Source organism: Streptomyces sp. NPDC030995 (assembly GCF_055571215.1).
Genome location: NZ_JBVIFS010000001.1, coordinates 378,093 through 403,582, shown reverse-complemented (window position 1 = coordinate 403,582; position 25,490 = coordinate 378,093). Strand labels below are relative to the sequence as shown.

Here is a 25,490-nt window from a genome sequence, read left to right as displayed (position 1 = left end):
TGTGTTGTCGCCCAAAGTCAGCACCAAGTCAGCACGGGACGGGTGATCAGGGGTGTTCGGAGGTGCTTCCAGGTCAGCACCAAGTCAGCACGGGAAAAAGCTAGGGGCCCACCCCGGAGGGGGTGGACCCCATCTGACCTGCATGTTTGCCAGATCAGCAGTGCCGTGTTATGAGACCCATCAAACGTTGAAGCGGAACTCGACCACGTCGCCGTCCTGCATGACGTAGTCCTTGCCCTCCATGCGGGCCTTGCCCTTCGCGCGGGCTTCGGCGACCGAGCCGCAGGCGACCAGGTCCTCGAAGGAGATGACCTCGGCCTTGATGAAGCCGCGCTGGAAGTCGGTGTGGATCACGCCGGCGGCCTCGGGGGCGGTGGCGCCCTGCTTGATGGTCCAGGCGCGGGTTTCCTTCGGGCCGGCCGTCAGGTAGGTCTGCAGGCCCAGCGTGGCGAAGCCGACGCGGCCGAGGGTGGCCATGCCCGGCTCGTCCTGGCCGACCGACTGGAGGAGTTCGAGGGCCTCCTCGTCGTCGAGCTCGACGAGGTCCGCCTCCAGCTTGGCGTTCAGGAAGATCGCCTCCGCCGGGGCGACCAGCGCGGACTGCTCCGCCTTGAAGGCGTCGTCCGTCAGCTCGTCCTCGTCCACGTTGAAGACGTAGAGGAACGGCTTCGTGGTGAGGAGGTGGAGCTCGTGGAGGAGGTCGCCCTGCTCCGTGCCCTTGGTGATCCCGCGGGAGAAGAGGGTGTGTCCCTCCTCCAGGATCTTCTGGGCCTTCTCGACGGCGGCCAGGACCGCGACCTTCTCCTTCTGGAGGCGGGACTCCTTCGTCAGGCGCGGCACCGCCTTCTCGATGGACTGGAGGTCGGCGAGGATCAGCTCGGTGTTGATCGTCTCGATGTCGTCCTTCGGCGAGACCTTGCCGTCGACGTGGACGACGTTCTCGTCCTTGAAGGCGCGGATGACCTGGCAGATGGCGTCCGACTCACGGATGTTCGCGAGGAACTTGTTGCCCAGGCCCTCGCCCTCCGAGGCGCCGCGCACGATGCCCGCGATGTCGACGAAGTCGACCGTCGCCGGGAGCAGCCGCTGCGAGCCGAAGATGCCCGCGAGGACCGCGAGGCGCTTGTCCGGGACGCCGACGACGCCGACGTTCGGCTCGATGGTGGCGAACGGGTAGTTGGCCGCCAGCACGTCGTTCTTGGTCAGGGCGTTGAACAGGGTCGACTTGCCGACATTCGGCAGGCCGACGATTCCGATCGTGAGCGACACGTTGGCGACTTCCCGTAGCTGGAGGGGGCGGCGGCCCGGAGGTGGGCCACCGGACAGTTTACTTTCCGATGAGTGGCGGTCGATGTACGCGTGTCCGGGGCCCGATCCGGCGGCCTCCCCGCCTAGTTTGGTGGGGTGGAGCAATACAGGACGCGACCGGCCCCTCACCCCCAGCGACCCCCGAGACCCCGGCGGCCCCCGCAGCCCCCGGCGCAGCGCACGCGCCCGGCCGTCGCCGCCGCGACCGCCGCGCGGCGGATGCCCCGGCCCCGGCTGACCGGGCTGGGCGGCGGGCTGTTCTCGTGCGCCGCGATGGTGCTGGTCGGCGGGATCTGCTGGCTGCTCTTCGACTCCTCGCTCTTCGTCTACGGGCTGCTCTTCGTGCCCGTCGCGGCCGCCACCGGCGTCTGGGTGCGGCCCGCCGACCTGATCACCGCGCCGATCAGCGCCCCCCTCGCCTTCGCCGCCGGAGTGTGGCCCATCTCGGGCGGCTCCGGCGGCCTCGGCGGGCAGCTGATGGGCCTGGTGTCCGCGCTGTCCCTGCACGCCGGCTGGCTGTACGCGGGGACGCTGGTCGCCGCCCTGATCGTCGTGGTGAGGAAGGCCGTACTGATCGGCCGGCGCAGGCTCCCCAGGCGCGTCGCCTAGCTCTTCGCCCAGCGCTTCGCCTAGCTCTTCGCCGACGTCGCCTTGGCTGCCTTGGCCGTCTTGGTCGTCTTGGTCGTCTTGGCCGCGCCGGCCTCCTTCGCCGCGCCGGCCTCCTTCGCCGCCATCGCCGCTCCGACGATGCCCGCGTTGTTCTGGAGCTTCGCCGGCACGATCTCCGCCCGGATGCCCTCGATCAGCGGCAGGAACTTCTCCGGCTTGCGGCTGACGCCGCCGCCGATGATGAACAGGTCCGGCGAGAACAGCATCTCCACGTGCGCGAGGTACTTCTGGAGCCGGTGCGCCCACCGCTCCCACGTGAGTTCCCCGTCCTCCTTGGCCTTCACCGACGCGCGCGTCTCCGCGTCGTGGCCCTTCAGCTCCAGGTGCCCGAGCTCACTGTTCGGGACCAGCCGCCCGTCCGTGAACAGGGCGGATCCGATGCCCGTGCCCAGCGTGAGCAGGATGACCGTGCCCTCGCGCCCGCGCCCGGCCCCGTACGTCATCTCCGCGATCCCCGCCGCGTCCGCGTCGTTGAGGACCGTGACCGGCAGGCCGCCCAGCTCGCGCGAGAGCAGCGCCGCCGTGTCGACGCCGATCCACGTCTTGTCCATGTTCGCCGCCGTGCGGGTGACGCCGCCCGTGACCACGCCCGGGAAGGTGACCCCGACCGGGCCCGACCACGAGAACGCGCCGACCACCTCGGCGACGCAGCCGGCCACCCCCTCGGGGGTGGCCGGCTGCGGTGTCAGTACCTTGTGGCGCTCGCGCGCCAGGTCGCCACGGTTCAGGTCGACGGGAGCGCCCTTGATCCCTGAACCGCCGATGTCCACACCCATGATCTGCATGGACATACCGTACGAAAGGAGTTACTTGTCGGCGACCAGTTCGGCCGCTTCCGCGCGCAGGTCGCGGCGCAGCTCCTTCGGCAGGGAGAAGACGATCGACTCCTCGGCGGTCTTGACGATCTCGACGTCCTCGTAGCCGCGCGCCGCGAGCCACTCCAGGACCTCCTCGACCAGGACCTCCGGCACCGAGGCGCCCGAGGTGAGGCCGACCGTGGTCACGCCCTCCAGCCAGGCCTCGTCGATCTCGCTCGCGAAGTCGACCAGGTGCGCGGCGCGCGCGCCCGCGTCGAGCGCGACCTCGACCAGCCGGATGGAGTTCGAGGAGTTCTTCGAGCCGACCACGATGACGAGGTCGGAGTCGGCGCCCATCACCTTGACGGCGGCCTGCCGGTTCGAGGTGGCGTAGCAGATGTCGTCGCTCGGGGGCGAGACCAGCAGCGGGAACTTCGTCTTCAGCGCGTCGACGGTTTCCATCGTCTCGTCGACCGACAGAGTGGTCTGGGAGAGCCAGACGACCTTCGACTCGTCGCGCACCTCGACCTTGGCCACGTCGTCCGGGCCGTCGACGATCGTGATGTGGTCCGGGGCCTCGCCGGAAGTGCCGATGACCTCCTCATGGCCCTCGTGGCCGATGAGGAGGATGTCGAAGTCCTCGTTGGCGTACCGGATGGCTTCCTTGTGGACCTTGGTGACCAGCGGGCAGGTCGCGTCGATCGTCGCGAGCTTGCCGCGCGCGGCCTCCTCGTGCACCACCGGGGCCACGCCGTGCGCGGAGAACATCACGATGGAGCCCTCGGGCACTTCTTCCGTCCGCTCGACGAAGATGGCGCCCTTCTTCTCCAGCGTCTGGACGACGTACTTGTTGTGCACGATCTCGTGACGGACGTAGACCGGCGCGCCGTACTGCTCGAGGGCCTTCTCGACAGCGATCACGGCTCGGTCGACGCCCGCGCAGTAGCCGCGAGGGGCGGCGAGCAGGACACGGCGGGAAGCGGCAGCAGTCATGCCCTCCATCGTACGGGGGCGCCCAGCAGGCCGTTCGTCCCCCGTCCGCCACACACTTGATCGCAAGCGCGTCCACCGCATCACTCGGAGGGTCGATGGCGTCCGGTACGGAATCCAGTACGGCGGCACCGGTACCCCAGCGGGCCCCCGACGGGCGGCTGCGGCGGAGCCTCGGCTTCCGGGACCTGGTCGTCTACGGGCTCCTCTTCATCGCCCCCATGGCCCCGGTCGGGGTCTTCGGCACCCTGGACGCCAAGTCGCACGGAGCCGTCGCCCTCGTCTACCTCGCCGCGACCGTCGCGATGGCCTTCACGGCCTTCTCCTACGCCCATGGTGCGGGTCGCCCCGCAGGCCGGCTCGGTCTTCACGTACGCCCGCAAGGGCCTCGGCGAGGGGCCGGGCCTGATCGCCGGGTGGATGGCGATGCTCGACTACCTGCTGATCCCGGCGGTCGCGTACCTCTTCTCCGGGATCGCGATGAACGCGCTGGTGCCGGAGGTCTCCCGGTGGGTGTGGACGGCCCTGGCCGTCGTGGTCACCACCCTGCTCAACCTGTGGGGCGTACGGGCGGCCGCACGCGTGGGCTTCGCCGTGCTGGTCATGGAGATCCTGGTCCTGCTCGTCTTCCTGGTCGCCGCGGTGACCGTCCTGGTCCAGGACGGGGCGCGGCGCGGCTGGCTCTCCCCGCTGACCGGCGACGGCTCGCTCGGCTTCTCCGTGGCCGCCGTCCTCGGCGCGGTGTCGGTGGCGGTCCTCTCGTACCTCGGCTTCGACGCCATCGCCTCCTTCGCCGAGGAGGTGACGGGGGGCTCGGCGCGCGTGGCGCGGGCGGTGCTGTTCTGCCTGGCGCTGGCCGGGGTGCTGTTCATCGCCCAGACCTACCTGGTGGCGCTGCTCAGCCCGGTCTCCTCGGCGGAGCTGGCGGCCGATCCGGTGCGGCAGGGCCCGGCCTTCTACAACGCCGTGGAGTCCTCCGTCGGCTCCTGGCTGCACGACCTGGTGGCGGTCAGCAAGGCGATCGGGGCGGCCTTCGCGGCCCTGGCCGGGCAGGCGGCGGCCGGACGGCTGGTGTTCGCGATGGCCCGGGAGCGGCGGCTGCCGCGCGTGCTGGCGCACACCTCGGACGGCACCCCGCGGCCCGCGCTGCTGGTGGCCGCGGTCATCACGCTGATCGCGGCGGTGTGGGCGGCCCGGCGCGACGACGGGCTGGACCACCTGGTCTCGGTCGTCGACGTCGGGGCGCTGGTGGCGTTCACGCTGCTGCACGCCTCGGTGGTGGGCTGGTTCGTGGTCCAGCGGCGGGAGGGCGCGCCGAACTGGTGGAAGCACCTGCTGGTCCCGGTGCTCGGCGCGGCGGTGACCGTCGCCGTGATCGTCGAGGCCTCCTGGACGGCGCAGCTGGTGGGCGCGGTGTGGCTGGCGGTGGGCCTGGGCGTGCTGTTCGCTCAGCGGGGGCGGGGTGGTGCGGCCTGAGCGGGTGGCGCGGGGCGCCCTGAGCGGGTGGCGCGGCTCCGCTGCCGGGGCTCCACCCCGGACCCCGCGCCTCAAACGCCGGCGGGGCTGGGGTGGTGCCCCCGGGCGGGGTCTTGGCCATCGGGCCGGTCCGCGGAGTCCCTCCGGGGCATCTCCTCGTCCTCGCGCCTGCGGGCATGTCCCGGCCGCCAAGGGTGGTTGCGCGCTCGTCCTGCGGGGACGCCCCGGAGTGCCCCCGCTCCCCGCGTCGGACAAGGCTCCGCCCCGTGGGCGGGAGCGCGCCGCACTGCCACCATCCCAGCCCCGCCGCGATGGAGGCGCGGGGTGTGGGGCGGAGCCCCACGAGCCGGGCCGCGACACCCTGCACGCGCCTGAGACGCTGTCAGCGCAGCCGGATAGCCTGCGTGCATGGGTCTGAATACGTCGGCCGAGGCGCCGCTGCCGGTAGGCCAGGTGTCCCGGCTCATCGGGGGCTGGATCGAGCGGCTCGGTCAGGTGTGGGTGGAGGGGCAGATCACCCAGCTCTCGCGGCGGCCGGGGGCGGGGGTGGTCTTCCTGACGCTGCGCGACCCGTCGCACGACATCTCGGTCAGCGTGACCTGCTTCCGCCAGGTCTACGACGAGGTCGCGGACGCCGTCTCGGAGGGCGCGCGGGTCGTCGTACTGGCCAAGCCGGAGTGGTACGCCCCGCGCGGGCAGTTGTCCCTGCGGGCCACGGAGATACGGCCGGTCGGCATCGGCGAGCTGCTCGCCCGGCTGGAGCGGCTCAAGCGGTCCCTCGCCTCGGAGGGGCTCTTCGCGCTGGACCGCAAGAAGCCGCTGCCCTTCCTGCCGCAGCTGATCGGGCTGGTGGTCGGGCGGGCCTCGGCGGCCGAGCGCGACGTCCTGGAGAACGCCCGGCGCCGCTGGCCGGCGGTCCGCTTCGAGGTGCGCAACGTCGCCGTCCAGGGGGTGCACGCGGTGCCCCAGGTGATCCAGGCGGTCAAGGAGCTCGACGCCCTGCCCGAGGTGGACGTGATCATCGTGGCGCGCGGCGGCGGCAGCGTGGAGGACCTGCTGCCCTTCTCCGACGAGGAGGTCGTACGGACGGTCGCGGCGGCCCGCACCCCGGTGGTCTCGGCGATCGGCCACGAGCCGGACTCCCCGCTGCTGGACCTGGTCGCGGACGTACGGGCCTCCACGCCCACGGACGCCGCGAAGAAGGTGGTCCCGGACGTCGGCGAGGAGCTGGAGCGGGTGCGCCAGCTGCAGGCCCGGGGACTGCGCGCGGTGAGCGGGCTGCTCGACCGGGAGGAGCGGGGGCTCGCGCACGCCCTCGCCCGGCCGGTCTTCGTGCACCCGCAGCGGATGGTGGACATCCGGGAGGACGAGGTGGACGCGCTGCTGGCGCGCAGCCGGCGCACGCTGGGGCACCTGCTGGACCGGGCGGACTCGGAGCTCTCCCACACCCTCGCCCGGGTGGTGGCGCTGTCCCCGGCCGCGACCCTGGAGCGGGGCTATGCCGTCCTCCAGCGGGCCGACGGGCACGTGGTGCGCTCGCCGCAGGAGGTCTCGCCGGACGAGGTGCTGCGGGCGCGGGTGGCGGAGGGCACGTTCTCCGTACGGGTCTCCACCGACGACGGCGACGGGGCGGCTCCCGAAGAATCGGCCGCCGCGGCCGCTGCTTCGGAGTAACGACACACGGCCGCAATCATGCGGTCGCACGACACGCACAGGATGGAAGAGGGAATGGCAGAGGCCGAAACGGCGCTGGGGTACGAGCAGGCCCGCGACGAGCTCATCGAGGTCGTCCGCAAGCTGGAGGCCGGGGGGACCTCGCTGGAGGACTCCCTCGCGCTCTGGGAGCGCGGCGAGGAGCTGGCGAAGGTCTGCCGGCACTGGCTGGAGGGGGCCCGGGCCCGGCTGGACTCGGCGCTGGCGGCGCGCGAGCCCGCCGAGGAGGAGTGACTCCGGTCACCGCCGAGGGATTTAGTTGAAAGTTCACCTACTTTCGCCGTAGAGTCGAGGCATCGCTCCACGCTTCACCTCCGTATGGAAGAAGGCTTTCCGATGTCTCTCGTTCTTGACTCCGCCGCGCAGGACCTGCTGTTCCGCGAGGCCCGTACCGCCAACTCGTTCTCAGACGAGCCGGTCACCGAGGAGCAGGTGCAGGCGATCTACGACCTGGTGAAGTACGGCCCCACCGCGTTCAACCAGACCCCCCTGCGCATCACCCTGGTCCGCTCCCCCGAGGCCCGCGAGCGCCTCGTGAAGCACATGGCCGAGGGCAACCAGGCCAAGACCGCCACCGCCCCGCTGGTCGCGATCCTCTCCGCGGACAACGAGTTCCACGAGGAGCTCCCGCAGCTGCTGCCGCACTTCCCGCAGGCCAAGGACATGTTCTTCGCCGAGCGTCCGGTGCGCGAGCACTCCGCGCTGGTCAACGCCACGCTGCAGGCCGCGTACTTCATCGTCGGCATCCGCGCCGCCGGCCTGGCCGCGGGCCCGATGACCGGTCTGGACTTCTACGGCCTCCAGAAGGAGTTCCTGGACGACGACCACACCCCGCTGATGGTGATCAACATCGGCAAGCCGGGCGAGGACGCCTCGTTCCCGCGCTCCCCGCGCCTGGCGTTCGACGAGGTCGTCACCACCGTCTGAGCGCAGACGCCGCAGCCGCGCGAAAAGGGCCGTACCCCCGGGATCCCGGGGGCACGGCCCTTTTCGCGTACACGCGTACACGCGTACGCACTACCGCCTACGCACCCTGCTTGAACTCCAGCGCCGCGGCCATCGCGCCGAGCTGCTCGAAGGAGGCCGTCCCGGTCACCACCGTGACGTAGCCCTGCTCGCGCCGCACGAGGGCGTCGTACTTCTCGCCGTCCCAGCGCTCCCAGGCCGTGTCGCCGACCTGCTGCGTCTGGCCGGTGGCCGTCGCCTTCTGGGTGACGCGGGTGAGGTGGGCGGGCGAGGTGTCCGTGGACTGCTCGATCGCCACGTACTGCTGGTCCGGGTCGAGGAAGCCCAGGTGCCAGGCGTTGGCGTTCTTGCGCTCGTACGTCACCGAGGTCGCCCGCCACTGCTCCGGGAGCCCCACGGGGGCCGCCACCGGGTACGGGGCCGCGCGCCTGGCCGTGAGCGTCTCCACCCGGTACTCGACCGGGCGCGTCGGATCGGCCTTGTCGTCATGCGGGATGAAGAGGTAGACCCCCATCCCCGCGACCACGAGGCCCACCACACCCAGCGACCGGACCATGTCCCAGATCGTCTGCTTGCCTTTCATACCTGCCACGGCACCATCGTCCCGCATCGCCGGGGGCGATCACCGCCGGGGTCACCCTCCGACGGACGGCGCGTCGGACGCCGGCGGAGCGCAGCGGGCCGCAAGATGTCCGCTCAGGCCAATCAGATGACCGATATTCCGCTCATACGTGACCCGCTCTGCTCAATATGTCGACGTACCGATAGAGTTCCAGCACCCTCACTTCCCGGCCGTCGCCGTACAGAAAGGTGCGCTCCGATGACCGAGCACAACCTGCCGCCCCAGCTCGTAGTCTCTCCGGAGGCCCCCGACCGCAACCTCGCCCTGGAACTCGTACGGGTCACCGAGGCCGCCGCCATGGCCGCCGGCCGGTGGGTCGGCCGCGGCGACAAGCTCGGCGCGGACGGCGCCGCGGTCAACGCGATGCGGACCCTGATCTCCACCGTCTCGATGAACGGCGTCGTCGTCATCGGCGAGGGGGAGAAGGACGAAGCCCCCATGCTCTTCAACGGTGAGCGGGTCGGCGACGGCACCGGCGCCGAGGTCGACATCGCCGTGGACCCGATCGACGGCACCACCCTGAACGCCAAGGGCATGCCGAACGCCATCGCCGTCCTGGCCGCCGCCGACCGCGGCACCATGTTCGACCCGTCCGCGGTGTTCTACATGGAGAAGCTGGTCACGGGCCCCGAGGCCGCCGACTTCGTCGACATCAACGCACCCGTCTCGGTGAACATCCGCCGGGTCGCCAAGGCCAAGAACATGGCCGTCGAGGACGTCACCGTGGTCATCCTGGACCGCCCCCGCCACGAGGGCATCGTCAAGGAGATCCGCGAGACCGGCGCCCGGATCAAGTTCATCTCCGACGGCGACGTCGCGGGCTCGGTCATGGCCGTCCGCGAGGGCACCGGCGTGGACCTGCTGCTCGGCATCGGCGGCACCCCCGAGGGCATCATCTCGGCCTGCGCCATAAAGTGCCTCGGCGGCACGATCCAGGGCAAGCTGTGGCCGAAGGACGAGGCCGAGCGCCAGAAGGCCATCGACGCGGGCCACGACCTGGACCGCGTCCTGCACACGAACGACCTCGTGTCCGGCGAGAACGTCTTCTTCGTCGCCACCGGCATCACGGACGGCGAGCTGCTGCGCGGCGTCCACTACCGCTCGGAGACCGCGACGACGTCCTCGCTGGTCATGCGCTCGAAGTCGGGCACGATCCGGCAGATCGACTCGACGCACCGCCTGTCGAAGCTGCGCGCGTACAGCGCGATCGACTTCGACCGCGCGCTCTAGTCGGCGGCTCGGCAGCACGAGAGGGGCGGTCCGTGTGCGGCGGACCGCCCCTTCCGCGTGTACGCGTACCGCAGCAGGTCTACGGGGCTTCGCGGCCCCGGCCTGCGGCCCGCGGCAGCGACTGCCGGGTGCACCGGGCGGCCTGCGGCGCCGTTTCTCGGGGCTCCGCCCCGGACCCCGCGCCTCAAACGCCGGCGGGGCTGAAATCTGCCGCCGGCGGCGCTGAATCTCAGCCCGCGGGGCTGAATCTCAGCTCGCGGGGCTGAATCTCAGCCCGCGGCGGCGATGGGGCCGGTCCCCGGAGCCTGGCGCAGCTCGGCCGCCCTGCGCCGCATCCTCGTCAGCACCACCCGGCGCTCGGCCGCGGTGAGCCCGCCCCAGACCCCGTACGGCTCGGGCTGGAGCAGCGCGTGCTCCCGGCAGGCGACCATCACCGGGCAACGCGCGCAGACGCGCTTGGCAGCCTCCTCGCGGGAGAGCCGGGCCGCGGTCGGCTCCTTGGACGGCGCGAAGAAGAGTCCCGCCTCGTCGCGGCGGCACACCGCCTCCGCGTGCCATGGGCCGTCCTCCGCCCGCGCCGGCACCCGCGGCTTCGGCACGGCCGCCGGGCGCCCCTGAATGCTCTGGACGGTGGCGACCTGCAGGGACTGATGCGGCGGATGCGGCACGGTCTACTCCTGACGACGGATACGTGAGCGAGAGACGACGCACCTGTCCCTACCCGCTGTACGCGCCCCTATGCACCGTGTGCCATGGGTCGACCGGGGTTCGGCCGAAACGAGCCCCTGCGCGCGTCAGCCGTCGTCGCGCTTGCGCAGCCTGCGGGCCAGGTCGACCAGGCGGGCGCCGGGCTTGGGCCGCGCCTCGATGTTGCCCAGCAGGGCGAAGCCCCGGACGATCACCACCGGCGCCTGCGGGTCGGTCTCCCCGCGGCCCTCGCCGCGCACCTCGAAGTTGCCGAGGACCCCACTGCCGTAGCCGCGCAGGGTGACGTTCTCCGGGACCAGGACCTCGACGTTGCCGAGGACGCTGGTCACGTTGATCTCGGTGACCTGCTGCTCGAAGACCGCCTCGGTGAGGTCGATGGTGATGTCGCCCATGACCGAGACCGCGCGGGTGTGCGCGCCCGGCCGCCAGCGGCCCTTGCGGGCGGAGCTGCTGCACACGGCGACGATGGTCTCGGTGTAGCCGGCGGAGCCGGTGGGGCCGGTGGCCGGCGCGGCGTACGCCGGGTGCGCGGGCGGGGCGTGGACACCGCCGGGCGCGGGCAGGTCCCGTACGAGGACTTCCAGTTCGCCGACCGTCTTGAAGGCGTACAGCGAGTCCAGGCGGTCGGAGTGCTCCTCGGCCGTCAGGCGGCCTTCGGCGAGGGCGTCGGAGAGGATCTGCGCGATCCGGTCCCGGTCGGCGTCGGAGGCACGCAGATCGGCCGGTGCGGCGGGGGCGGCGGGGTGCTTTTCCAGGTCCACGCCACCCAGCATAGCCAGACACGATAGATCGCGATACTCCTCAGTGGAGTCCCGCGCCCTCCCAATGAGCCTTACCTCACAGACGAAGCGCCCGGAAGAGGTCCTACGCTGGTTAACCGCGCTGCCAAATGGTCGCCAGTGCTGTCTGCCGAGTGAGGAATGACTGCCGTCATGCCAGAGTTTGCGTACACCGACCTGCTGCCCCTGGGCGAGGACACCACCCCCTACCGGCTGGTGACCGCCGAGGGCGTGTCCACCTTCGAGGCGGACGGCCGTACGTTCCTCAAGGTCGAGCCCGAGGCGCTGCGCAAGCTCGCCGAAGAGGCCATCCACGACATCCAGCACTTCCTGCGCCCCGCGCACCTCGCGCAGCTGCGCCGCATCATCGACGACCCCGAGGCCTCCTCGAACGACAAGTTCGTGGCCCTGGACCTGCTGAAGAACGCGAACATCGCGGCGGCCGGCGTCCTGCCGATGTGCCAGGACACGGGCACGGCCATCGTGATGGGCAAGCGCGGCCAGAACGTCCTCACGGAGGGCGGCGACGAGGCGGCCCTCTCGCGCGGCATCTACGACGCCTACACCCGGCTGAACCTGCGCTACTCGCAGATGGCCCCCCTCACCATGTGGGAGGAGAAGAACACCGGCTCGAACCTGCCCGCGCAGATCGAGCTGTACGCGACCGACGGCGGCGCGTACAAGTTCCTCTTCATGGCCAAGGGCGGCGGCTCGGCCAACAAGTCCTTCCTCTACCAGGAGACCAAGGCGGTCCTCAACGAGGCCTCCATGATGAAGTTCCTGGAGGAGAAGATCCGTTCGCTCGGTACGGCGGCCTGCCCGCCCTACCACCTGGCGATCGTGGTCGGCGGCACCTCCGCCGAGCACGCGCTGAAGACCGCGAAGTACGCCTCGGCGCACTACCTGGACGAGCTGCCGACCGAGGGCTCCGCCACCGGCCACGGCTTCCGCGACCTCGGCCTGGAGGAGAAGGTCTTCGAGCTCACCCAGAAGATCGGCATCGGCGCGCAGTTCGGCGGCAAGTACTTCTGCCACGACGTGCGCGTCGTGCGCCTCCCGCGCCACGGCGCCTCGCTGCCCGTCGCGATCGCCGTGTCCTGCTCGGCCGACCGCCAGGCCACCGCGAAGATCACCGCCGAGGGCGTCTTCCTGGAGCAGCTGGAGACGGACCCGGCGCGCTTCCTGCCGGACACCACGGACTCGCACCTGGACGAGTCGGCTGACGTGGTCTCCATCGACCTGAACCAGCCGATGGACGAGATCCTGGCGACCCTGACCAAGCACCCGGTCAAGACCCGCCTCTCGCTGACCGGCCCGCTGGTCGTGGCGCGCGACATCGCGCACGCCAAGATCAAGGAGCTGCTGGACTCGGGCGCGGAGATGCCGCAGTACCTGAAGGACCACCCGGTCTACTACGCCGGCCCCGCGAAGACCCCCGAGGGCTACGCCTCCGGCTCCTTCGGCCCGACCACGGCGGGCCGCATGGACTCCTACGTCGAGCAGTTCCAGGCGGCGGGCGGCTCCAAGGTCATGCTGGCCAAGGGCAACCGCTCCCAGCAGGTGACGGACGCGTGCGGCACGCACGGCGGCTTCTACCTGGGCTCGATCGGCGGGCCAGCGGCGCGCCTGGCCCAGGACTGCATCAAGAAGGTCGAGGTCCTGGAGTACGAGGAGCTCGGCATGGAGGCGGTCTGGAAGATCGAGGTCGAGGACTTCCCGGCCTTCATCGTCGTGGACGACAAGGGCAACGACTTCTTCCAGAACCCGGCCCCGGAGCCGACGTTCACGCACATCCCGGTGCGCGGTCCGGGTCTCTAGCGCGGCTGAGGGCCCCTCCCCCGATCGGGGGAGGGGCCCTCACGCATGTCCACCCATCGGCAGATGGCAAGCCTGCGGGCTCCGGGCGAGGCTTGACCCGTACCCAAACAGCCTCTGCACAACGGGAGTTCATGATGCAGAACCGCACCCGCGCCCTGGCCCTCGCCGGATCCGCCGCCCTGGTGGCCACCCTGGTCGCGGCGGCCCCCGCCCCGGCGGCCCCGGCCGCGGCCAAGGCGAAGCCCGCCGCCGTGCACGGGGGCGGCACGGTGGTCTTCCCCTACGCCCCCAAGGAGGACGACATCCGTTTCACGGTGGACGCCGAGGCCGTCCCGTGGAGCAGGCCCCACCCGTCCAAGGGCCTGGAGCAGGGCCTGCCGACCGACGCCCGCGGCCGGGTGACCGTCTACCACCACATGCCGGCGGAGAACTTCACCGGCGTGGCCGAGGCGGAGGTGGACTGCATGGTCACGGGCGGCAAGACGGCCACCATCACCGCCGTGGTCACGAGCTCGAACGTCGGCTGGGAGGGCAAGCGGATCGGCATCAGCGTCCAGGACGGCGAGCGCGGCGGCCCCGACCGCGTCGGCTTCTCGTGGGCCATCGTCAACGTCGACGTGAAGCCCGACGGCTCGGTGGCCGAGCCCACGGTGGGCACCTGCATGGCCCCGGCCCCCTTCACCGAGGTCACCAAGGGCGGCTTCAAGGTCACCCCGGCACCCCTGGCCCCGCGTCCGGCGGCCCAGCAGTAGGACCTATTCGGTCCGGGCGGAAAACCCGGCCGCGCGCAGCAGTTCCGACAGGAACCGGGCCTCAACGGGGGTGGCCCGGTACCCGTCGCGCACGGCGGCCAGGACCTCCGGGATCGTCGGCTCCGGCATGGCGTCACCCTGCCCTGCCCGGGAGGGGGCCCGCATCCGGTTAACGTCGGGGACACGACCCCGCACCTGACCGTTCACGCCGGTTTGCAAGGATTTCCCCATGGCAGCGAGAACCTCCTCCCCCCGCACCGCCCGCGACACGCGGGTGGTCGCCCACCGCGGGGCCTCCCACGAGCACCCCGAGCACACCATGGCCGCGTACCGGCAGGCCATCGCCGACGGGGCCGACGCGCTCGAATGCGATGTGCGGCTCACCGCCGACCGGAAGCTGGTGTGCGTGCACGACCGGCGGGTGGAGCGGACCTCCGACGGGCGGGGGGTGGTCTCCGAGATGACGTACGAGGAGCTCGCCGCGCTCGACTTCGGCCGGTGGAAGGGCGAGGAGCACGTCGGAGTGGGGGTGCTGCTCTTCGAGGACCTGCTGCGGGAGGCGCTGGCCGCGCCGCGGGCGGTGGGGCTCGCCGTGGAGACCAAGCACCCGACGCGGGCCGGCGGCCTGCTGGAGGCCGAGCTGGTGCGGATGCTCCGGGAGTACGGGCTCGCCGACGGCTCCAGCGGCCTGGTCGAGGTGATGAGCTTCTCGCGGACCGCGCTGACCCGCACCCACCGGCTCGCGCCCGGTCTGCCCACCGTCTTCCTCATCGAGCGCAAGGTCAGGCCGGTCCGGCCGCCGTTCGCGACCCACGCGGGCCCGGGCATCGATCTCGTACGCCGGGACCCGGGGCTGGTGGCCCGGCTGAAGGCCAAGGGGCTGTCCGTGCGGGTGTGGACCGTGGACGAGCCCGAGGACGTGGAGCTGTGCGTACGGCTCGGCGTGGACACGATCATCACCAACCGGCCGCGGGATGTCCGCAAGCTGCTGCTCGACATGTGAGGCGGGCGAGGCGGGCGAGGCGGGTGAGCCGGGTGAGCGCCCGGCCGGGGTGCGCCGGCCGGGTGTGGGGGCGGGTCGGGCGTGCGGGTTTACGCGCTGTGCCGGTTTACACGAAGTGCCGGTTTACACGAAGTGCCGGTTTACACGAAGTGCTGGTTTACACGAAGTGCTGGTTCGCGGAGCCGTTGCAGGGCTGCAGGCGCAGCGGCTCGTGGGCCGCGGCCACCGTCAGGCACGTGCCCTGGGAGGCGGCGGGGCGGATGGTGGCGCCGTCGCGGAGGAACTGCTGGTTGGCGCCGCCGTGGCAGTTCCAGATGATCAGGCCGGTGCCGGAGCCGTAGTTGGCGCCGGGGGCGTCGAGGCAGCGGTCCTGGGTCAGCTCGATGTGGACGGACTTGCGGGTGGCGTCGTACCACCAGCCCTGGTTGCGGCCGCCATGGCAGTCCCAGCCGAGGATCGCCGTCCCATTGGCGCTGGAGCCGCCCTTCGCGTCGAGGCAGTTGCCGGTCGCCTCGTTCTTCAGGGTCTTGAACCGGTCGTCCCAGGCCCCGGCCTGCAGCACGGGCGTGCCGGTGCTCGCGGGGTCGGCGCAGGCGGCCTCGCGCAGGCCCGAGTCGTAGATCTGGGTCAGGCAGGACGCGAAGGCGCCGTGGCCGCGGTGGTTGGGGTGGAAGGACTGGCGGGTGGTGTTCTCGTCCCACGGGAAGTGGTCGCCGAGGTCCAAGTAGAGGCCGCGGGCCCAGGCGTCCTCCATGCAGACCTCGTGGCCGTGGAAGAGCCGGGAGTTGTCGAGGTACACCGCGCCGGAGTTGCGCGCGGCTTCCCGCATGCCCTTCTCGAAGGTGGGCACCGCGTAGTTGCGGCCCCAGGTGGCGTCGGAGTCGTAGCCGGCGCAGCCTCCGGGGAGCTTGCCGGGGAAGTTCGGGTTGTCGTAGAAGTCGGGGCCGATGGGGCTGGGGTAGCCCATGAGGACGAGCTTGTAGTCGGAGTCGGCGTATCCGGCGTCGCGCATGACCGTCTTGAGGTCCCCGACCGTGGCCTCGACCTTGGGCCTCAGGCCGTCGACGCGGGCCTGCCAACCGGGCCCGTACTTGGGCTCGCAGGTGCCCTGGCTGAGGATCCAGCGGGTCACGCAGTCCGTCATGACGGGGCCGAACTGAAGGTCGTCGTTGGCGCCGACGCCCAGCAGCACCATCTTGATCTTCGTGTTGCGGGCCTTGATGGCGAGGTTGTCGCTCTGCACCAGCTCGTCGGCGTACTGCTTGCTGCCGCCGATCCTGATGTTGCCGGTGGAGCCGCCGGAGCAGGCCACGTTGAAGGTCAGGTCGGCCGGGATCCCGGTACGGTGGATCGCCGAGTCGGGCGAGCGGTGGCACTGGTTGGACGGGGTGTTGGTCGCGGGGTCGTAGCTGCCCACTCCCTCGCCCGAAATCTCACTGTCGCCCAGCGAGATCAGGCCGGTTTTGCGCTCGCTCAGCGGGCGGACGGCCGGGTCGCCGTAGATCTTGGTGGCCTCCGCGGCGCGGATCGCCTCCAGCTCGGGCGTGAGGGGGGTGACGGCCGCCGCCGGGGCCCCGGCGGTGGCCGCTGCCTGGGCCGACGGGGTGATGGCGGTGACGCCCCCGAGGGCGGCCGCGATCGCCGCGGCCGCGGCGAAGGTAGATCTGAGCATGGGTCTCGTACGCGCACGTGTCATGAACGCCTCCCCAGAAGTCAGTGTTACCCACGGTATTTACTGACCGGTAAGGGAGTTGGGAACACTTCGAACCAGACGATTGCTCAAGTTTTTGAGGAGGCCAGAGAAATGACTGAAGATCAGCAGACCGATGCGTTCCGGATCGAGCACGACTCCATGGGCGACGTACGGGTGCCCGCGCACGCCAAGTGGCGCGCCCAGACCCAGCGCGCCGTGGAGAACTTCCCCGTCTCGGGGCAGCGGTTGGAGCGCGCCCACATCGAGGCCCTCGCCCGGATCAAGGCCGCCGCCGCCCTCGTCAACGCCCGGCTGGGCGTGGTGGACCAGGACGTCGCGGACGCGATCCGGTCCGCCGCCGACGAGGTCGCGGACGGCCGCTGGGACGACCACTTCCCCGTGGACGTCTTCCAGACCGGCTCCGGGACCTCGTCCAACATGAACGCCAACGAGGTGATCGCCACCCTGGCCACCGAGCGCCTCGGCCGCGAGGTCCACCCGAACGACCACGTCAACGCCTCGCAGAGCTCCAACGACGTCTTCCCGTCCTCCATCCACATCGCGGCCACCGCCGCGGTCACCCACGAGCTCGTCCCGGCCCTGCGCCACCTCGAGATCGCCCTGGAGCGCAAGGCCGCCGAATTCGCCAAGGTGGTGAAGGCCGGGCGGACGCACCTGATGGACGCCACCCCGGTCACCCTGGGCCAGGAGTTCGGCGGGTACGCGGCCCAGATCCGCTACGGAATCGAGCGGCTGCACGCGGCCCTGCCCCGCCTCGCCGAACTGCCGCTGGGCGGCACCGCGGTGGGCACCGGGATCAACACCCCGCCCGGGTTCTCCGCCGACGTGATCGCCGAAGTGGCCGCCGCCACCGGCCTTCCGCTGACCGAGGCCCGCGATCACTTCGAGGCCCAGGGGGCGCGGGACGCGCTCGTGGAGACCTCGGGGATGCTCCGTACGGTCGCCGTCTCGCTCACCAAGATCTCCAACGACCTGCGCTGGATGGCGTCCGGGCCGCGCACCGGATTGGCCGAAATCAATCTCCCGGATCTCCAGCCGGGCTCTTCGATCATGCCGGGGAAGGTCAATCCGGTGATCCCGGAGGCCGTCCTGATGGTCGCCGCACAGGTGATGGGGAACGACGCCACCGTCGCCGTCGCGGGCGCGGCCGGCAACTTCGAACTCAATGTGATGCTCCCGGTGATGGCCAGGAACCTCCTGGAATCGATCCGGCTGCTCGGCAGCGCGAGCCGCCTGCTCGCCGACCGCACGGTCGACGGGATCACCGCCAACGAGGCCCGGGCCAGGGAGTACGCCGAGTCCTCGCCGTCCGTGGTGACCCCGCTCAACCGCTACATCGGCTACGAGGAGGCCGCCAAGGTCGTCAAGAAGTCCCTCGCCGAACGGAAGACGATCAGGGAGGTCGTGCTGGAGTCCGGCTACGTCGAACGCGGCGCCCTCACCGTGGAGGAGCTCGACGAGGCCCTGGACGTGCTGCGCATGACACGCCCCTGAACCACCCTCGGGCGGGGGCCGTATTCGGCCGATTCTCATCCCCGAACCCCTCGGTGACCTGCACCGCAGCGGGCCCGCGGGCCCCCGCCCTAAGATCTCCGCATGACAGGTACTTTCAAGCCTGGGAGCGGCGCGGCGCGAAGCGCGGCGGCGAGCCCCGCGCAGGGCAGGCGCTGGGCGCCCGGGGAGCAGATCCTCTGGCGCTACCGCGACCACGCCCCGGGGCTGAAGGGCCCGGTGCACATCTGCCGCCCGGTGACCGTGGTGCAGGACACCGACGAGCTGCTGGCCGTGTGGATGGCCCCCGGCACCGAGTGCGTCAGGCCCGCGCTCACCGACGGCACTCCCGTCCACGCGGAGCCGCTCGCCACCCGCTACACCGCGCCGCGCACCACCGTGCGGTCGCGCTGGTTCGGCGGGGGCGTGCTGAAGCTGGCCCGGCCCGGGGACCCGTGGTCGGTGTGGCTGTTCTGGGGCAACGGCTGGCGGTTCAAGAACTGGTACGTGAACCTGGAGGACCCGCGGTCCCGATGGGCCGGCGGGGTCGACTCCGTGGACCACTTCCTCGACATCGCCGTCTACCCGGACCGCAGTTGGAAGTGGCTGGACGAGGACGAGTTCGCGCAGGCGCAGCGCTCGGGCCTGATGGACCGGGAGCAGGCGCGGGAGGTGCAGGCCGCCGGGCGGGCGGCCGTCGAGGTGATCAAGGCCTGGGGGGCGCCGTTCTCCGACGGCTGGCAGGACTGGCGGCCGGATCCGGCCTGGACGGTTCCGGTCCTGCCCGAGGACTGGGACCGCACCCCGGCGCATATGACGTCATGAGACCCTTGATGCGCCCCCAGGGTTCAAACGTAGGATCGTCCCCCGCGAGGTCGCGCGCGCGGGACGGTGCGGCCGGGCCGAGCCTCCGCAAGTGTCCTGCGGGACGCGGGACTTGACCGGAGCTCGACGCAGGACGAGAGGCAACGAGGGGCGGGGGTCCGCCGCAGGAAGTTTGGGGGAGGATCCTCGGGGCGATGGTGCCCGGGCCGCTGAGCGGGTATACCGCGACTGACCGAGTTGAGTGCAGCGCACATCGAGCGCAAACGGACGGAATTCCACGCGTGACGGAGTACCCCACCTCCCAGGAGGGCCCGCAGCCCGTCGCCTCCGGCGGAGGGACGGACGAGGCCGGCCACGGCAAGGCGCCCATCGCCGCGGCCGAGGCCGTACGCACGCATGCGCTTGGCTCCGGCGCCGGCCATGCCGAGGAGCCGGGCTCCGGCGCGGCGGCGGAGGCCTCCGACGCCCGCGCGGCCCGATCCGCGGCGGGCCCGGGCGGCCCCGGCGGTGGTGCCGGGCTCCCCCGGCCCCGCAAGGCGGCCGCGGGCCCGGGCAGCGCCCGGCCGCGGGACGGCGAGGCCGCCCTCAACGCGGCGGGTCCGGGCGGAGGCCGGGGCGCCGCACGGCCGGCGGACGGCCCGCAGGGCAGGGACGGCGAACCGACCCGCACCGCAGCGGCCGGCCCGGACGCGGCCCGCGATGCCGACGGCCCGGCCCGCGGCCGGCGTGGCATCGGGACCCCGCCCGGCGCGGACGCCGAATCGGCGGGCGCCGCGCAGGACGTCCCCAGGCAAGGAGCCCCCCGCCCCGCCGCGGGCGAGCCCGTGCGCGCCGCGCAGGACGGCACCCCCGGGCAGGAAGCCGCGTACCCCGCCGGAGGCGACGGGCAGCAAGCCGCGCACACCGCGGGAGGCGACCGGCAGGGGGCCGCGTACCCGGCCGGGAGCGAGCCGGCCCGCCGCGAGGGGGACCGCCTGCGTTTCGTCGGCGCCGCCACCCGGCGGATCGCCCGCGGCATCGACCTCGACGAGATCGTGCTCGGCCTGTGCCGGGCCACCGTGCCGACCTTCTCGGACGCCATCCTCGTCTACCTGCGCGACCCGCTCCCCGTCGGCGACGAACGCCCCGTCGGCCCGGTCGTTTTAAGGCTCCGGCGCACCGACCGGCTCCGGCCGATCGACGACCTCACCGACAGCAGCAACAGCACCATCGGCGCGGGGACGGACCTCGCCGGGGCCGCGGGGGCCACCGGCGAGCTCGACTTCAGCCAGTTGCCGCTGGTCGGCCCGCAGGGTGACCTGCCCGCGGCCGAGCTGTGCGAGATCATGCCCGGCGGCGCGCTCGCCGAGGTGCTGCGCGGCGTACGGCCCGTCTTCGGGTCCGCCGCCGGCGCGAAGGAGGCGCTGGCCGAACTGCTGGGCTCGGAGCACCCGGTGCCGCGGGGCAACCGGGCCGTCCTCGCGCCCTTGCGCGGCCGCCGCCGGGTGATCGGCGCCGCCGTCTTCCTGCGTACCCCCGAGCGTCCCGCCTTCGAGCAGAACGACCTCCTGGTCGCCGCCCAGCTCGCCACCCACACCGCGCTCGGCATCGACAAGGCGGTCCTGTACGGCCGCGAGGCGTACATCGCCGACGAGCTCCAGCGCACCATGCTGCCCGACAGCCTCCCGCAGCCCACCGGGGTGCGCCTCGCCTCCCGCTACCTGCCCGCCGCCGAAACGGCGCGGGTGGGCGGCGACTGGTACGACGCGATACCGCTGCCCGGCAGCCGGGTCGCCCTGGTCGTCGGCGACGTCATGGGCCACTCCATGACCTCCGCCGCGATCATGGGGCAGTTGCGCACCACCGCTCAGACCCTCGCACAGCTGGACCTGCCGCCCGCCGAGGTCCTGCACCACCTGGACGAGCAGGCGCAGCGCCTCGGCTCCGACCGCATGGCCACCTGCCTGTACGCCGTCTACGACCCCGTCGCGCACCGGATCACCATCGCCAACGCTGGCCACCCGCCGCCGGTGCTGCTGCACCTGGGCGGCCGCGCGGAGGTGCTCCGCGTACCTCCCGGCGCCCCCATCGGCGTCGGCGGCGTGGACTTCGAGGCCGTGGAGCTGGACGCGCCCGCCGGGGCCACCCTGCTGCTCTACACCGACGGCCTCGTGGAATCGCGCCTGCGTGACGTGTGGACCGGCATCGAGCAGCTCCGCGAGCGCCTGGCCACCACCGCCCAGCTGACGGGCCTGGACCACCCGCCGCCGCTGGAGGCGCTCTGCGACGACGTCCTGGACATGCTCGGCCCGGGTGACCGGGACGACGACATCGCGCTGCTCGCGGCCCGCTTCGACGGGATCGCGCCCAGCGACGTCGCGTACTGGTTCCTGGACCCGGAGGAGACCGCCCCGGGCCGGGCCCGCCGGTTCGCCCGCCGCGCCCTGACCCGGTGGGGCCTGGAGGAGCTCCAGGACTCCCTGGAGCTGCTGGTGAGCGAGGTGGTCACCAATGCCGTCCGGTACGCGGAGCGGCCGGTGACCCTGCGCCTGCTGCGTACGGACGTACTGCGCTGCGAGGTCGGCGACGACTCCCCGCAGCTGCCCCGCCAGCGCCGGGCGCGGGACACCGACGAGGGCGGCCGCGGCCTGTTCCTGGTCAACCGGATGGCCCGCCGCTGGGGTGCCACCCGGCTCAGCAGCGGAAAGGTCGTCTGGTTCGAGCTCGCGCTGCCCGGGACGCAGGAGCGTCGCTGACCCGAAGACGAAAGACCGCCGCCCCGCAGCCTTCACGGCTGCGGGGCGGCGGTCTTTCGGTGTGGCGCGGTGCCTACTGCCCGGGCACGAACGGCGGGTCCGGCGGCTTGGGACCGCCGGTCTTGGTCGCCGTCGGCGTCGGGGTCGGCGTCGCGGTCGGCGACGATCCGGTCCGGGTCGGCGTCGGGGTCGGCGTCGCCGTCGGGGACTGCGGCGGGGTGCTGCTGGACGCCGGCGCGCTGGAGGACTGGCTCGCCGAGGGCGACGGGGAGGCGCTGCGCGACGGCGCCTGGACGGCGCCCATGTCCGCCTCGGGCAGCTGGAACTTGCCCGTGTCCTCGCCCTTGAGGACGGCGAGGGTGTACGCCTTCCAGATCGAGGCGGGGAAGCTGGAACCGCCCAGGCGGCCGAGGCCGGCCGCACCGGTCAGGGTGACCTGCTTGGCGGTGCCGGGCTCCTCACCGAAGATCGCGACGACCGTGACCAGCTCCGGGGTGTAGCCGGTGAACCAGCCGGAGAAGTTGTTCTCGGTGGTACCGGTCTTGCCCGCGGCCTCGTAGGCGCTGCTGCGGACCTTGTTGCCGGAGCCGCCGTCGTCGTTGACGACGCCCGTGAGCACCTTGGTGACGGTGTCGGCGGTGCGGCGGCTGATGGCCTGCGCGCCGATGGGCTGCGCCGGCTCGACCTCGCGGTCCTTGTGCTCGGCCTTCTTGATGATGGTCGGCGTGACCTTCTTGCCGTGGTTGTCGAGGGTGGCGTAGACGCCCGCCATCTCCACGGTGTTGGCGCTCATGGTGCCGAGCGCCATGGCCGGCTTGTCCTCGGGCCAGCCCTCACGGTCCTTCATGCCGAGGGCCAGGGCCGTCTTCTTCACGACGGGCGGCTTCACGTCCACGATCATCTGCGCGTAGACGGAGTTCACCGAGAAGTTGGTGGCGTCCTGGACCGTCATCATCGGGTCGCCGAAGTTGCGGTCTTCCTGGTTCTGCGGGGCGAACGGGATCTTGCTGCCGACGACCGCCCGCTTGCTGGTGCCGTCGTAGAGCGCGTTCGGGGTGATCGGCTTGCCGTCCTGGGTGGTCGCCCCGGTTTCCATGGCGGAGGCGAGCACGATCGGCTTGAAGGTCGAGCCCGGCTGGTAGTCCTTGCGCAGGGCGTTGCTCGACCAGTGATCCTTCAGGCTCGTACCGCCGTACATGGCGACGATGTGGCCGGTCTTCGGGTCCACGGAGGTGGCGCCGGCCTGCACGCTCTGGTCCTGGGGGCGGCCCTTGGTGTTCTCGCGTTCGAGCTTGGACTCCAGCTCGTCCTGGACGGCCTTCTCCAGGGCTTCCTGCTTCTTCGGGTCGATGTTGAGCGTGAACGTCCAGCCGCCCGCGTCGATCAGCTTCTTCTCGACGCCCTGGCTGACGAGCTCGGCCTCGGCGGCCTGGACCAGGTAGCCCTTCTGGCCGTCCATGCCCATCGGCGGCTGGGGCGGCTGGGGCTCCGGGAACTTCAGCTGCTGGCGCTTGGCCTCGTCCAGCTTCTTCATGTCGACCATGTTCACGAGGGTCGCGTTGTAGCGGATCGTGATCCGCTTCTTGGTCTCCTCGCTGGCGGTCGACCAGTCGTACTGGCTGGGCGCCTGGACGAGGGTCGCGAGGTACGCACCCTGCTCCAGCGTCAGCTTCTCGGCGTCGACCCCGTAGTAGGCCTGGGCCGCGGCCTGGATCCCGTACGCGCCGCGCCCGAAGTAGCTGGTGTTGAGGTAGCCCGCGAGGATCTCGGGCTTCTTCATGCGCTGGTCGACCTTGAGGGAGATCACCAGCTCCTTGAGCTTGCGGCTCGCCGTCTGGTCCTGGGTCAGGTAGTAGTTCTTGACGTACTGCTGGGTGATCGTGGAACCGCCGGCCTTGCCGCGGCCGGTGGCCGTGTTCCACAGGCCGCGGGCCAGGCCCTTGAAGTCGATGCCGCGGTCGTCGCGGAACGACTTGTTCTCGATCGCGATGAACGCCTCCTGGACGTCCAGCGGGATCTTGTCGATCGGCAGGATCTCGCGGTTGACCTTGCCCTTGCTGGCCATGATCGTGCCGTCTGCGTACTTGTAGACGTTGCTCTGCTGGAGGGCCTGGTTGTTGGGGTCGGGCTCGTCCACGTAGAAGTAGAGGCCGATCAGCGCGGCCATGCCGAGCAGGACCAGCCCGAGGAACGTGCCCAGGATCTTCTTCCATGTGAAGAAGCGGCGTATGCCCGTGCGTTTACCGGCACTTGCACTGCCCTTGGTGCCCTTCGCGCGTCCGCTCGGCGCACGCCGCGCACCGCGCTGCTGCTGCGCCTTACGCACTTCTGCTCGGCCCATCGCTCCCGCTCCGCTCGATTACCCCCCCGACGTCAGCTCAGAAAGCTAACACCGCAGGCTGTGACAAAGGTTGGTCAACCGTGACCAATACCGGTCAATTCGGACGTGAGAATCAGCACCCACATCACTGGAACCGACGCCCACCTAAGCCGAAGGGTTGCCGTAGCGCAAAAAAGTGATATCACTTTGCTAGGCGGTTGGACCGACCGCGACCTAGGAAACGGGGCATACCGTGACGAATGAAATCGCGACACCGGACGGCGTACGGGAGTTCACCGCACACAGCGTGGGCGGCGGACTGGCGCTACTGCTCGGACTGGCGGGCCTGTTGGGCGGAGCGGGCCTCATCGTGGGCGGCGCGCTGTCGACGGCCGTCGCCGTGAAGGTGGCGCTGATCGTGACCGGCGTGCTCCTGATCCTCACCTCAGTGATCGCGATGAGCGGGCTGAACACGGTCGCCCCGGGCGAGGCCCGGGTCGTCCAGCTGTTCGGCCGCTACCGGGGGACGATCCGCGCGGACGGACTGCGCTGGGTCAACCCGCTGACCTCGCGCGAGAAGATCTCCACCCGGGTGCGCAACCACGAGACGGCCGTCCTGAAGGTCAACGACGCCTACGGCAACCCGATCGAGCTGGCGGCGGTCGTGGTGTGGCGGGTAGAGGACACCGCGCGGGCCACCTTCGAGGTCGAGGACTTCACGGAGTTCGTCGAGACCCAGACCGAGGCGGCGGTCCGCCACATCGCGATCGAGTACCCGTACGACGCGCACGAGGAGGGCGGCCTGTCGCTGCGCGGGAACGCCGAGGAGATCACCGAGAAGCTGGCGGTCGAGCTGCACGCCCGGGTGGAGGCGGCCGGGGTGCACATCATCGAGTCCCGCTTCACGCATCTCGCGTACGCTCCGGAGATCGCCTCCGCGATGCTCCAGCGCCAGCAGGCGGGGGCGGTCGTGGCGGCCCGCAAGCAGATCGTCGAGGGCGCGGTGGGCATGGTCGAGCTGGCCCTGACCCGCCTGGCGGAGGAGGAGATCGTGGACCTGGACCCGGAGCGCAAGGCCGCCATGGTCTCGAACCTGATGGTGGTCCTGTGCGGCGACCGCGCCGCCCAGCCGGTGGTCAACACGGGCACCCTGTACCAGTGACCCCGGGCGGCGAGGAGAAGCCGGCGGGCCGGCAGGCGCGCAAGCAGGTGCTGCTGCGGCTCGACCCGCAGGTGTACGAGGCGCTGGCCCGCTGGGCGGGCGAGGAGCTGCGCAGCGCGAACGCGCAGATCGAGTTCCTGCTCCGCCGCGCCCTCGCCGAGGCCGGCCGCCTCCCCTCGGGCCCGGGCCCCATCCCGCGCCGGGGGCGCCCCCCGAAGCCCACGGACTGACCGTTGCCGGGGCTGAACTTCAGCCTCGCCGGGGGGGGGGGGGGGGGGGGGGGGGGGGGGGGGGGGAGGAAGAGGGGGGGGGGGGGGGGGGGGGGGGGGGGGGGGGGGGTGGCGGGGGGGGGGGGGGGGGCTTCCAGTGCGGTTTCCGGGCGCAGATGGACGCGGCGGTGCAGGGTGGGGAG

The 25,490-nt window shown here is 71.6% G+C and carries 22 protein-coding genes and 1 pseudogene; 14 read left to right on the top strand and 9 right to left on the bottom strand.

Going from position 1 to position 25,490, the window contains the following annotated elements; genetic code table 11:
- Positions 1–180 precede the first annotated feature (180 nt).
- Entirely contained in the window at positions 181–1,269 is a 1,089-nt protein-coding gene (gene ychF / locus ACZ45T_RS01945) for a redox-regulated ATPase YchF (protein WP_468436429.1), read from the bottom strand.
- Between the two features lie 258 nt (positions 1,270–1,527).
- On the opposite strand from ychF, the gene ACZ45T_RS01940 reads away from it, so the two are divergent.
- Entirely contained in the window at positions 1,528–1,917 is a 390-nt protein-coding gene (locus ACZ45T_RS01940; RefSeq protein WP_468436427.1) for a DUF6542 domain-containing protein, read from the top strand.
- A 20-nt stretch (positions 1,918–1,937) separates the two neighbouring features.
- Here the strand turns inward: ACZ45T_RS01940 and ppgK are convergent, their stop codons facing one another.
- On the bottom strand, positions 1,938–2,762 hold the full coding sequence (gene ppgK, locus ACZ45T_RS01935; protein WP_468436425.1) for a polyphosphate--glucose phosphotransferase: 825 nt from the start codon (positions 2,760–2,762) through the stop codon (positions 1,938–1,940).
- A gap of 21 nt (positions 2,763–2,783) precedes the next feature.
- Positions 2,784–3,776 carry a 4-hydroxy-3-methylbut-2-enyl diphosphate reductase gene (locus ACZ45T_RS01930; protein WP_468436423.1) on the bottom strand — a complete coding sequence of 331 codons (993 nt, stop codon included), beginning with the start codon at positions 3,774–3,776 and terminating at the stop codon, positions 2,784–2,786.
- Positions 3,777–3,862: 86 nt separating this feature from the next.
- On the opposite strand from ACZ45T_RS01930, the pseudogene ACZ45T_RS01925 reads away from it, so the two are divergent.
- The 4 genes and pseudogenes from ACZ45T_RS01925 (at position 3,863) to ACZ45T_RS01910 (ending at position 7,880) form a co-directional block, all read left to right on the top strand.
- A pseudogene (locus ACZ45T_RS01925) lies at positions 3,863–5,240 on the top strand (APC family permease).
- Positions 5,241–5,648: 408 nt separating this feature from the next.
- Complete coding sequence (gene xseA, locus ACZ45T_RS01920) at positions 5,649–6,914, top strand: exodeoxyribonuclease VII large subunit (protein WP_468436421.1); 1,266 nt, start codon at positions 5,649–5,651, stop codon at positions 6,912–6,914.
- A gap of 54 nt (positions 6,915–6,968) precedes the next feature.
- Positions 6,969–7,187: an exodeoxyribonuclease VII small subunit gene (locus ACZ45T_RS01915; RefSeq protein ID WP_319723379.1), complete on the top strand. Its 219-nt coding sequence runs from the start codon at positions 6,969–6,971 to the stop codon at positions 7,185–7,187.
- A 102-nt stretch (positions 7,188–7,289) separates the two neighbouring features.
- Positions 7,290–7,880, top strand: coding sequence for a malonic semialdehyde reductase (locus ACZ45T_RS01910; RefSeq protein ID WP_468436418.1), 591 nt, complete (start codon positions 7,290–7,292; stop codon positions 7,878–7,880).
- A gap of 97 nt (positions 7,881–7,977) precedes the next feature.
- Here the strand turns inward: ACZ45T_RS01910 and ACZ45T_RS01905 are convergent, their stop codons facing one another.
- Complete coding sequence (locus ACZ45T_RS01905; RefSeq protein WP_468437003.1) at positions 7,978–8,502, bottom strand: DUF4245 domain-containing protein; 525 nt, start codon at positions 8,500–8,502, stop codon at positions 7,978–7,980.
- Between the two features lie 237 nt (positions 8,503–8,739).
- Between ACZ45T_RS01905 and glpX the strand changes: the two genes are divergently transcribed.
- Positions 8,740–9,771 (top strand): class II fructose-bisphosphatase, encoded by a 1,032-nt coding sequence (glpX, locus tag ACZ45T_RS01900; RefSeq protein ID WP_360898745.1) that lies wholly within the window; start codon positions 8,740–8,742, stop codon positions 9,769–9,771.
- Between the two features lie 269 nt (positions 9,772–10,040).
- On the opposite strand, the gene ACZ45T_RS01895 is transcribed toward glpX, so the two are convergent.
- Both ACZ45T_RS01895 and ACZ45T_RS01890 read right to left on the bottom strand, forming a co-directional pair.
- Positions 10,041–10,439 (bottom strand): WhiB family transcriptional regulator, encoded by a 399-nt coding sequence (locus ACZ45T_RS01895; RefSeq protein WP_468436416.1) that lies wholly within the window; start codon positions 10,437–10,439, stop codon positions 10,041–10,043.
- Between the two features lie 126 nt (positions 10,440–10,565).
- Entirely contained in the window at positions 10,566–11,240 is a 675-nt protein-coding gene (locus ACZ45T_RS01890; protein WP_468436414.1) for a DUF1707 SHOCT-like domain-containing protein, read from the bottom strand.
- A gap of 171 nt (positions 11,241–11,411) precedes the next feature.
- On the opposite strand from ACZ45T_RS01890, the gene ACZ45T_RS01885 reads away from it, so the two are divergent.
- Both ACZ45T_RS01885 and ACZ45T_RS01880 read left to right on the top strand, forming a co-directional pair.
- Complete coding sequence (locus ACZ45T_RS01885; RefSeq protein WP_468436412.1) at positions 11,412–13,076, top strand: fumarate hydratase; 1,665 nt, start codon at positions 11,412–11,414, stop codon at positions 13,074–13,076.
- Positions 13,077–13,207: 131 nt separating this feature from the next.
- The gene (locus tag ACZ45T_RS01880; protein ID WP_468436410.1) at positions 13,208–13,828 is read left to right on the top strand and encodes a hypothetical protein; all 621 of its coding nucleotides are present in this window, start codon (positions 13,208–13,210) and stop codon (positions 13,826–13,828) included.
- Positions 13,829–13,831: 3 nt separating this feature from the next.
- Here the strand turns inward: ACZ45T_RS01880 and ACZ45T_RS01875 are convergent, their stop codons facing one another.
- Positions 13,832–13,957: a hypothetical protein gene (locus ACZ45T_RS01875; RefSeq protein ID WP_468436408.1), complete on the bottom strand. Its 126-nt coding sequence runs from the start codon at positions 13,955–13,957 to the stop codon at positions 13,832–13,834.
- Positions 13,958–14,057: 100 nt separating this feature from the next.
- Between ACZ45T_RS01875 and ACZ45T_RS01870 the strand changes: the two genes are divergently transcribed.
- Positions 14,058–14,831 carry a glycerophosphodiester phosphodiesterase gene (locus tag ACZ45T_RS01870; protein ID WP_468436406.1) on the top strand — a complete coding sequence of 258 codons (774 nt, stop codon included), beginning with the start codon at positions 14,058–14,060 and terminating at the stop codon, positions 14,829–14,831.
- 157 nt (positions 14,832–14,988) lie between these two features.
- Here ACZ45T_RS01870 and ACZ45T_RS01865 read toward each other — a convergent pair whose 3' ends face one another.
- Positions 14,989–16,503: a ricin-type beta-trefoil lectin domain protein gene (locus ACZ45T_RS01865; RefSeq protein ID WP_468436404.1), complete on the bottom strand. Its 1,515-nt coding sequence runs from the start codon at positions 16,501–16,503 to the stop codon at positions 14,989–14,991.
- 132 nt (positions 16,504–16,635) lie between these two features.
- On the opposite strand from ACZ45T_RS01865, the gene ACZ45T_RS01860 reads away from it, so the two are divergent.
- From ACZ45T_RS01860 to ACZ45T_RS01850, 3 genes are all read left to right on the top strand, one after another.
- Positions 16,636–18,039, top strand: a complete 1,404-nt coding sequence (locus ACZ45T_RS01860) for a class II fumarate hydratase (RefSeq protein ID WP_468436402.1) — start codon at positions 16,636–16,638, stop codon at positions 18,037–18,039.
- A gap of 102 nt (positions 18,040–18,141) precedes the next feature.
- The gene (gene fomD / locus ACZ45T_RS01855) at positions 18,142–18,861 is read left to right on the top strand and encodes a cytidylyl-2-hydroxypropylphosphonate hydrolase (RefSeq protein ID WP_468436400.1); all 720 of its coding nucleotides are present in this window, start codon (positions 18,142–18,144) and stop codon (positions 18,859–18,861) included.
- A gap of 281 nt (positions 18,862–19,142) precedes the next feature.
- Positions 19,143–21,596 (top strand): SpoIIE family protein phosphatase, encoded by a 2,454-nt coding sequence (locus ACZ45T_RS01850; RefSeq protein WP_468436398.1) that lies wholly within the window; start codon positions 19,143–19,145, stop codon positions 21,594–21,596.
- Positions 21,597–21,669: 73 nt separating this feature from the next.
- On the opposite strand, the gene ACZ45T_RS01845 is transcribed toward ACZ45T_RS01850, so the two are convergent.
- On the bottom strand, positions 21,670–23,937 hold the full coding sequence (locus ACZ45T_RS01845) for a transglycosylase domain-containing protein (RefSeq protein WP_468436396.1): 2,268 nt from the start codon (positions 23,935–23,937) through the stop codon (positions 21,670–21,672).
- Between the two features lie 232 nt (positions 23,938–24,169).
- Here ACZ45T_RS01845 and ACZ45T_RS01840 point away from each other — a divergent pair, with 232 nt between their 5' ends.
- Positions 24,170–25,078, top strand: coding sequence for an SPFH domain-containing protein (locus ACZ45T_RS01840; RefSeq protein ID WP_468436394.1), 909 nt, complete (start codon positions 24,170–24,172; stop codon positions 25,076–25,078).
- Positions 25,075–25,308: a type II toxin-antitoxin system antitoxin gene (locus ACZ45T_RS01835; RefSeq protein ID WP_468436392.1), complete on the top strand. Its 234-nt coding sequence runs from the start codon at positions 25,075–25,077 to the stop codon at positions 25,306–25,308. Before ACZ45T_RS01840 ends, ACZ45T_RS01835 begins: the two co-directional genes overlap by 4 nt.
- Positions 25,309–25,490: the final 182 nt, after the last annotated feature.

Bases quoted from the DNA above. Each gene is read 5' to 3' on its own strand.
- ACZ45T_RS01865 (WP_468436404.1), bottom strand. From the start codon at position 16,503: ATGCTCAGATCTACCTTCGCCGCGGCCGCGGCGATCGCGGCCGCCCTC.
- ACZ45T_RS01875 (WP_468436408.1), bottom strand. From the start codon at position 13,957: ATGCCGGAGCCGACGATCCCGGAGGTCCTGGCCGCCGTGCGCGACGGG.
- ppgK (WP_468436425.1), bottom strand. From the start codon at position 2,762: ATGCAGATCATGGGTGTGGACATCGGCGGTTCAGGGATCAAGGGCGCT.
- ACZ45T_RS01940 (WP_468436427.1), top strand. From the start codon at position 1,528: ATGCCCCGGCCCCGGCTGACCGGGCTGGGCGGCGGGCTGTTCTCGTGC.
- ACZ45T_RS01915 (WP_319723379.1), top strand. From the start codon at position 6,969: ATGGCAGAGGCCGAAACGGCGCTGGGGTACGAGCAGGCCCGCGACGAG.
- ACZ45T_RS01930 (WP_468436423.1), bottom strand. From the start codon at position 3,776: ATGGAGGGCATGACTGCTGCCGCTTCCCGCCGTGTCCTGCTCGCCGCC.
- xseA (WP_468436421.1), top strand. From the start codon at position 5,649: ATGGGTCTGAATACGTCGGCCGAGGCGCCGCTGCCGGTAGGCCAGGTG.
- glpX (WP_360898745.1), top strand. From the start codon at position 8,740: ATGACCGAGCACAACCTGCCGCCCCAGCTCGTAGTCTCTCCGGAGGCC.
- ACZ45T_RS01910 (WP_468436418.1), top strand. From the start codon at position 7,290: ATGTCTCTCGTTCTTGACTCCGCCGCGCAGGACCTGCTGTTCCGCGAG.
- ACZ45T_RS01845 (WP_468436396.1), bottom strand. From the start codon at position 23,937: ATGGGCCGAGCAGAAGTGCGTAAGGCGCAGCAGCAGCGCGGTGCGCGG.
- fomD (WP_468436400.1), top strand. From the start codon at position 18,142: ATGACAGGTACTTTCAAGCCTGGGAGCGGCGCGGCGCGAAGCGCGGCG.
- ACZ45T_RS01885 (WP_468436412.1), top strand. From the start codon at position 11,412: ATGCCAGAGTTTGCGTACACCGACCTGCTGCCCCTGGGCGAGGACACC.
- ACZ45T_RS01870 (WP_468436406.1), top strand. From the start codon at position 14,058: ATGGCAGCGAGAACCTCCTCCCCCCGCACCGCCCGCGACACGCGGGTG.
- ACZ45T_RS01880 (WP_468436410.1), top strand. From the start codon at position 13,208: ATGATGCAGAACCGCACCCGCGCCCTGGCCCTCGCCGGATCCGCCGCC.
- ACZ45T_RS01905 (WP_468437003.1), bottom strand. From the start codon at position 8,502: ATGAAAGGCAAGCAGACGATCTGGGACATGGTCCGGTCGCTGGGTGTG.
- ACZ45T_RS01860 (WP_468436402.1), top strand. From the start codon at position 16,636: ATGACTGAAGATCAGCAGACCGATGCGTTCCGGATCGAGCACGACTCC.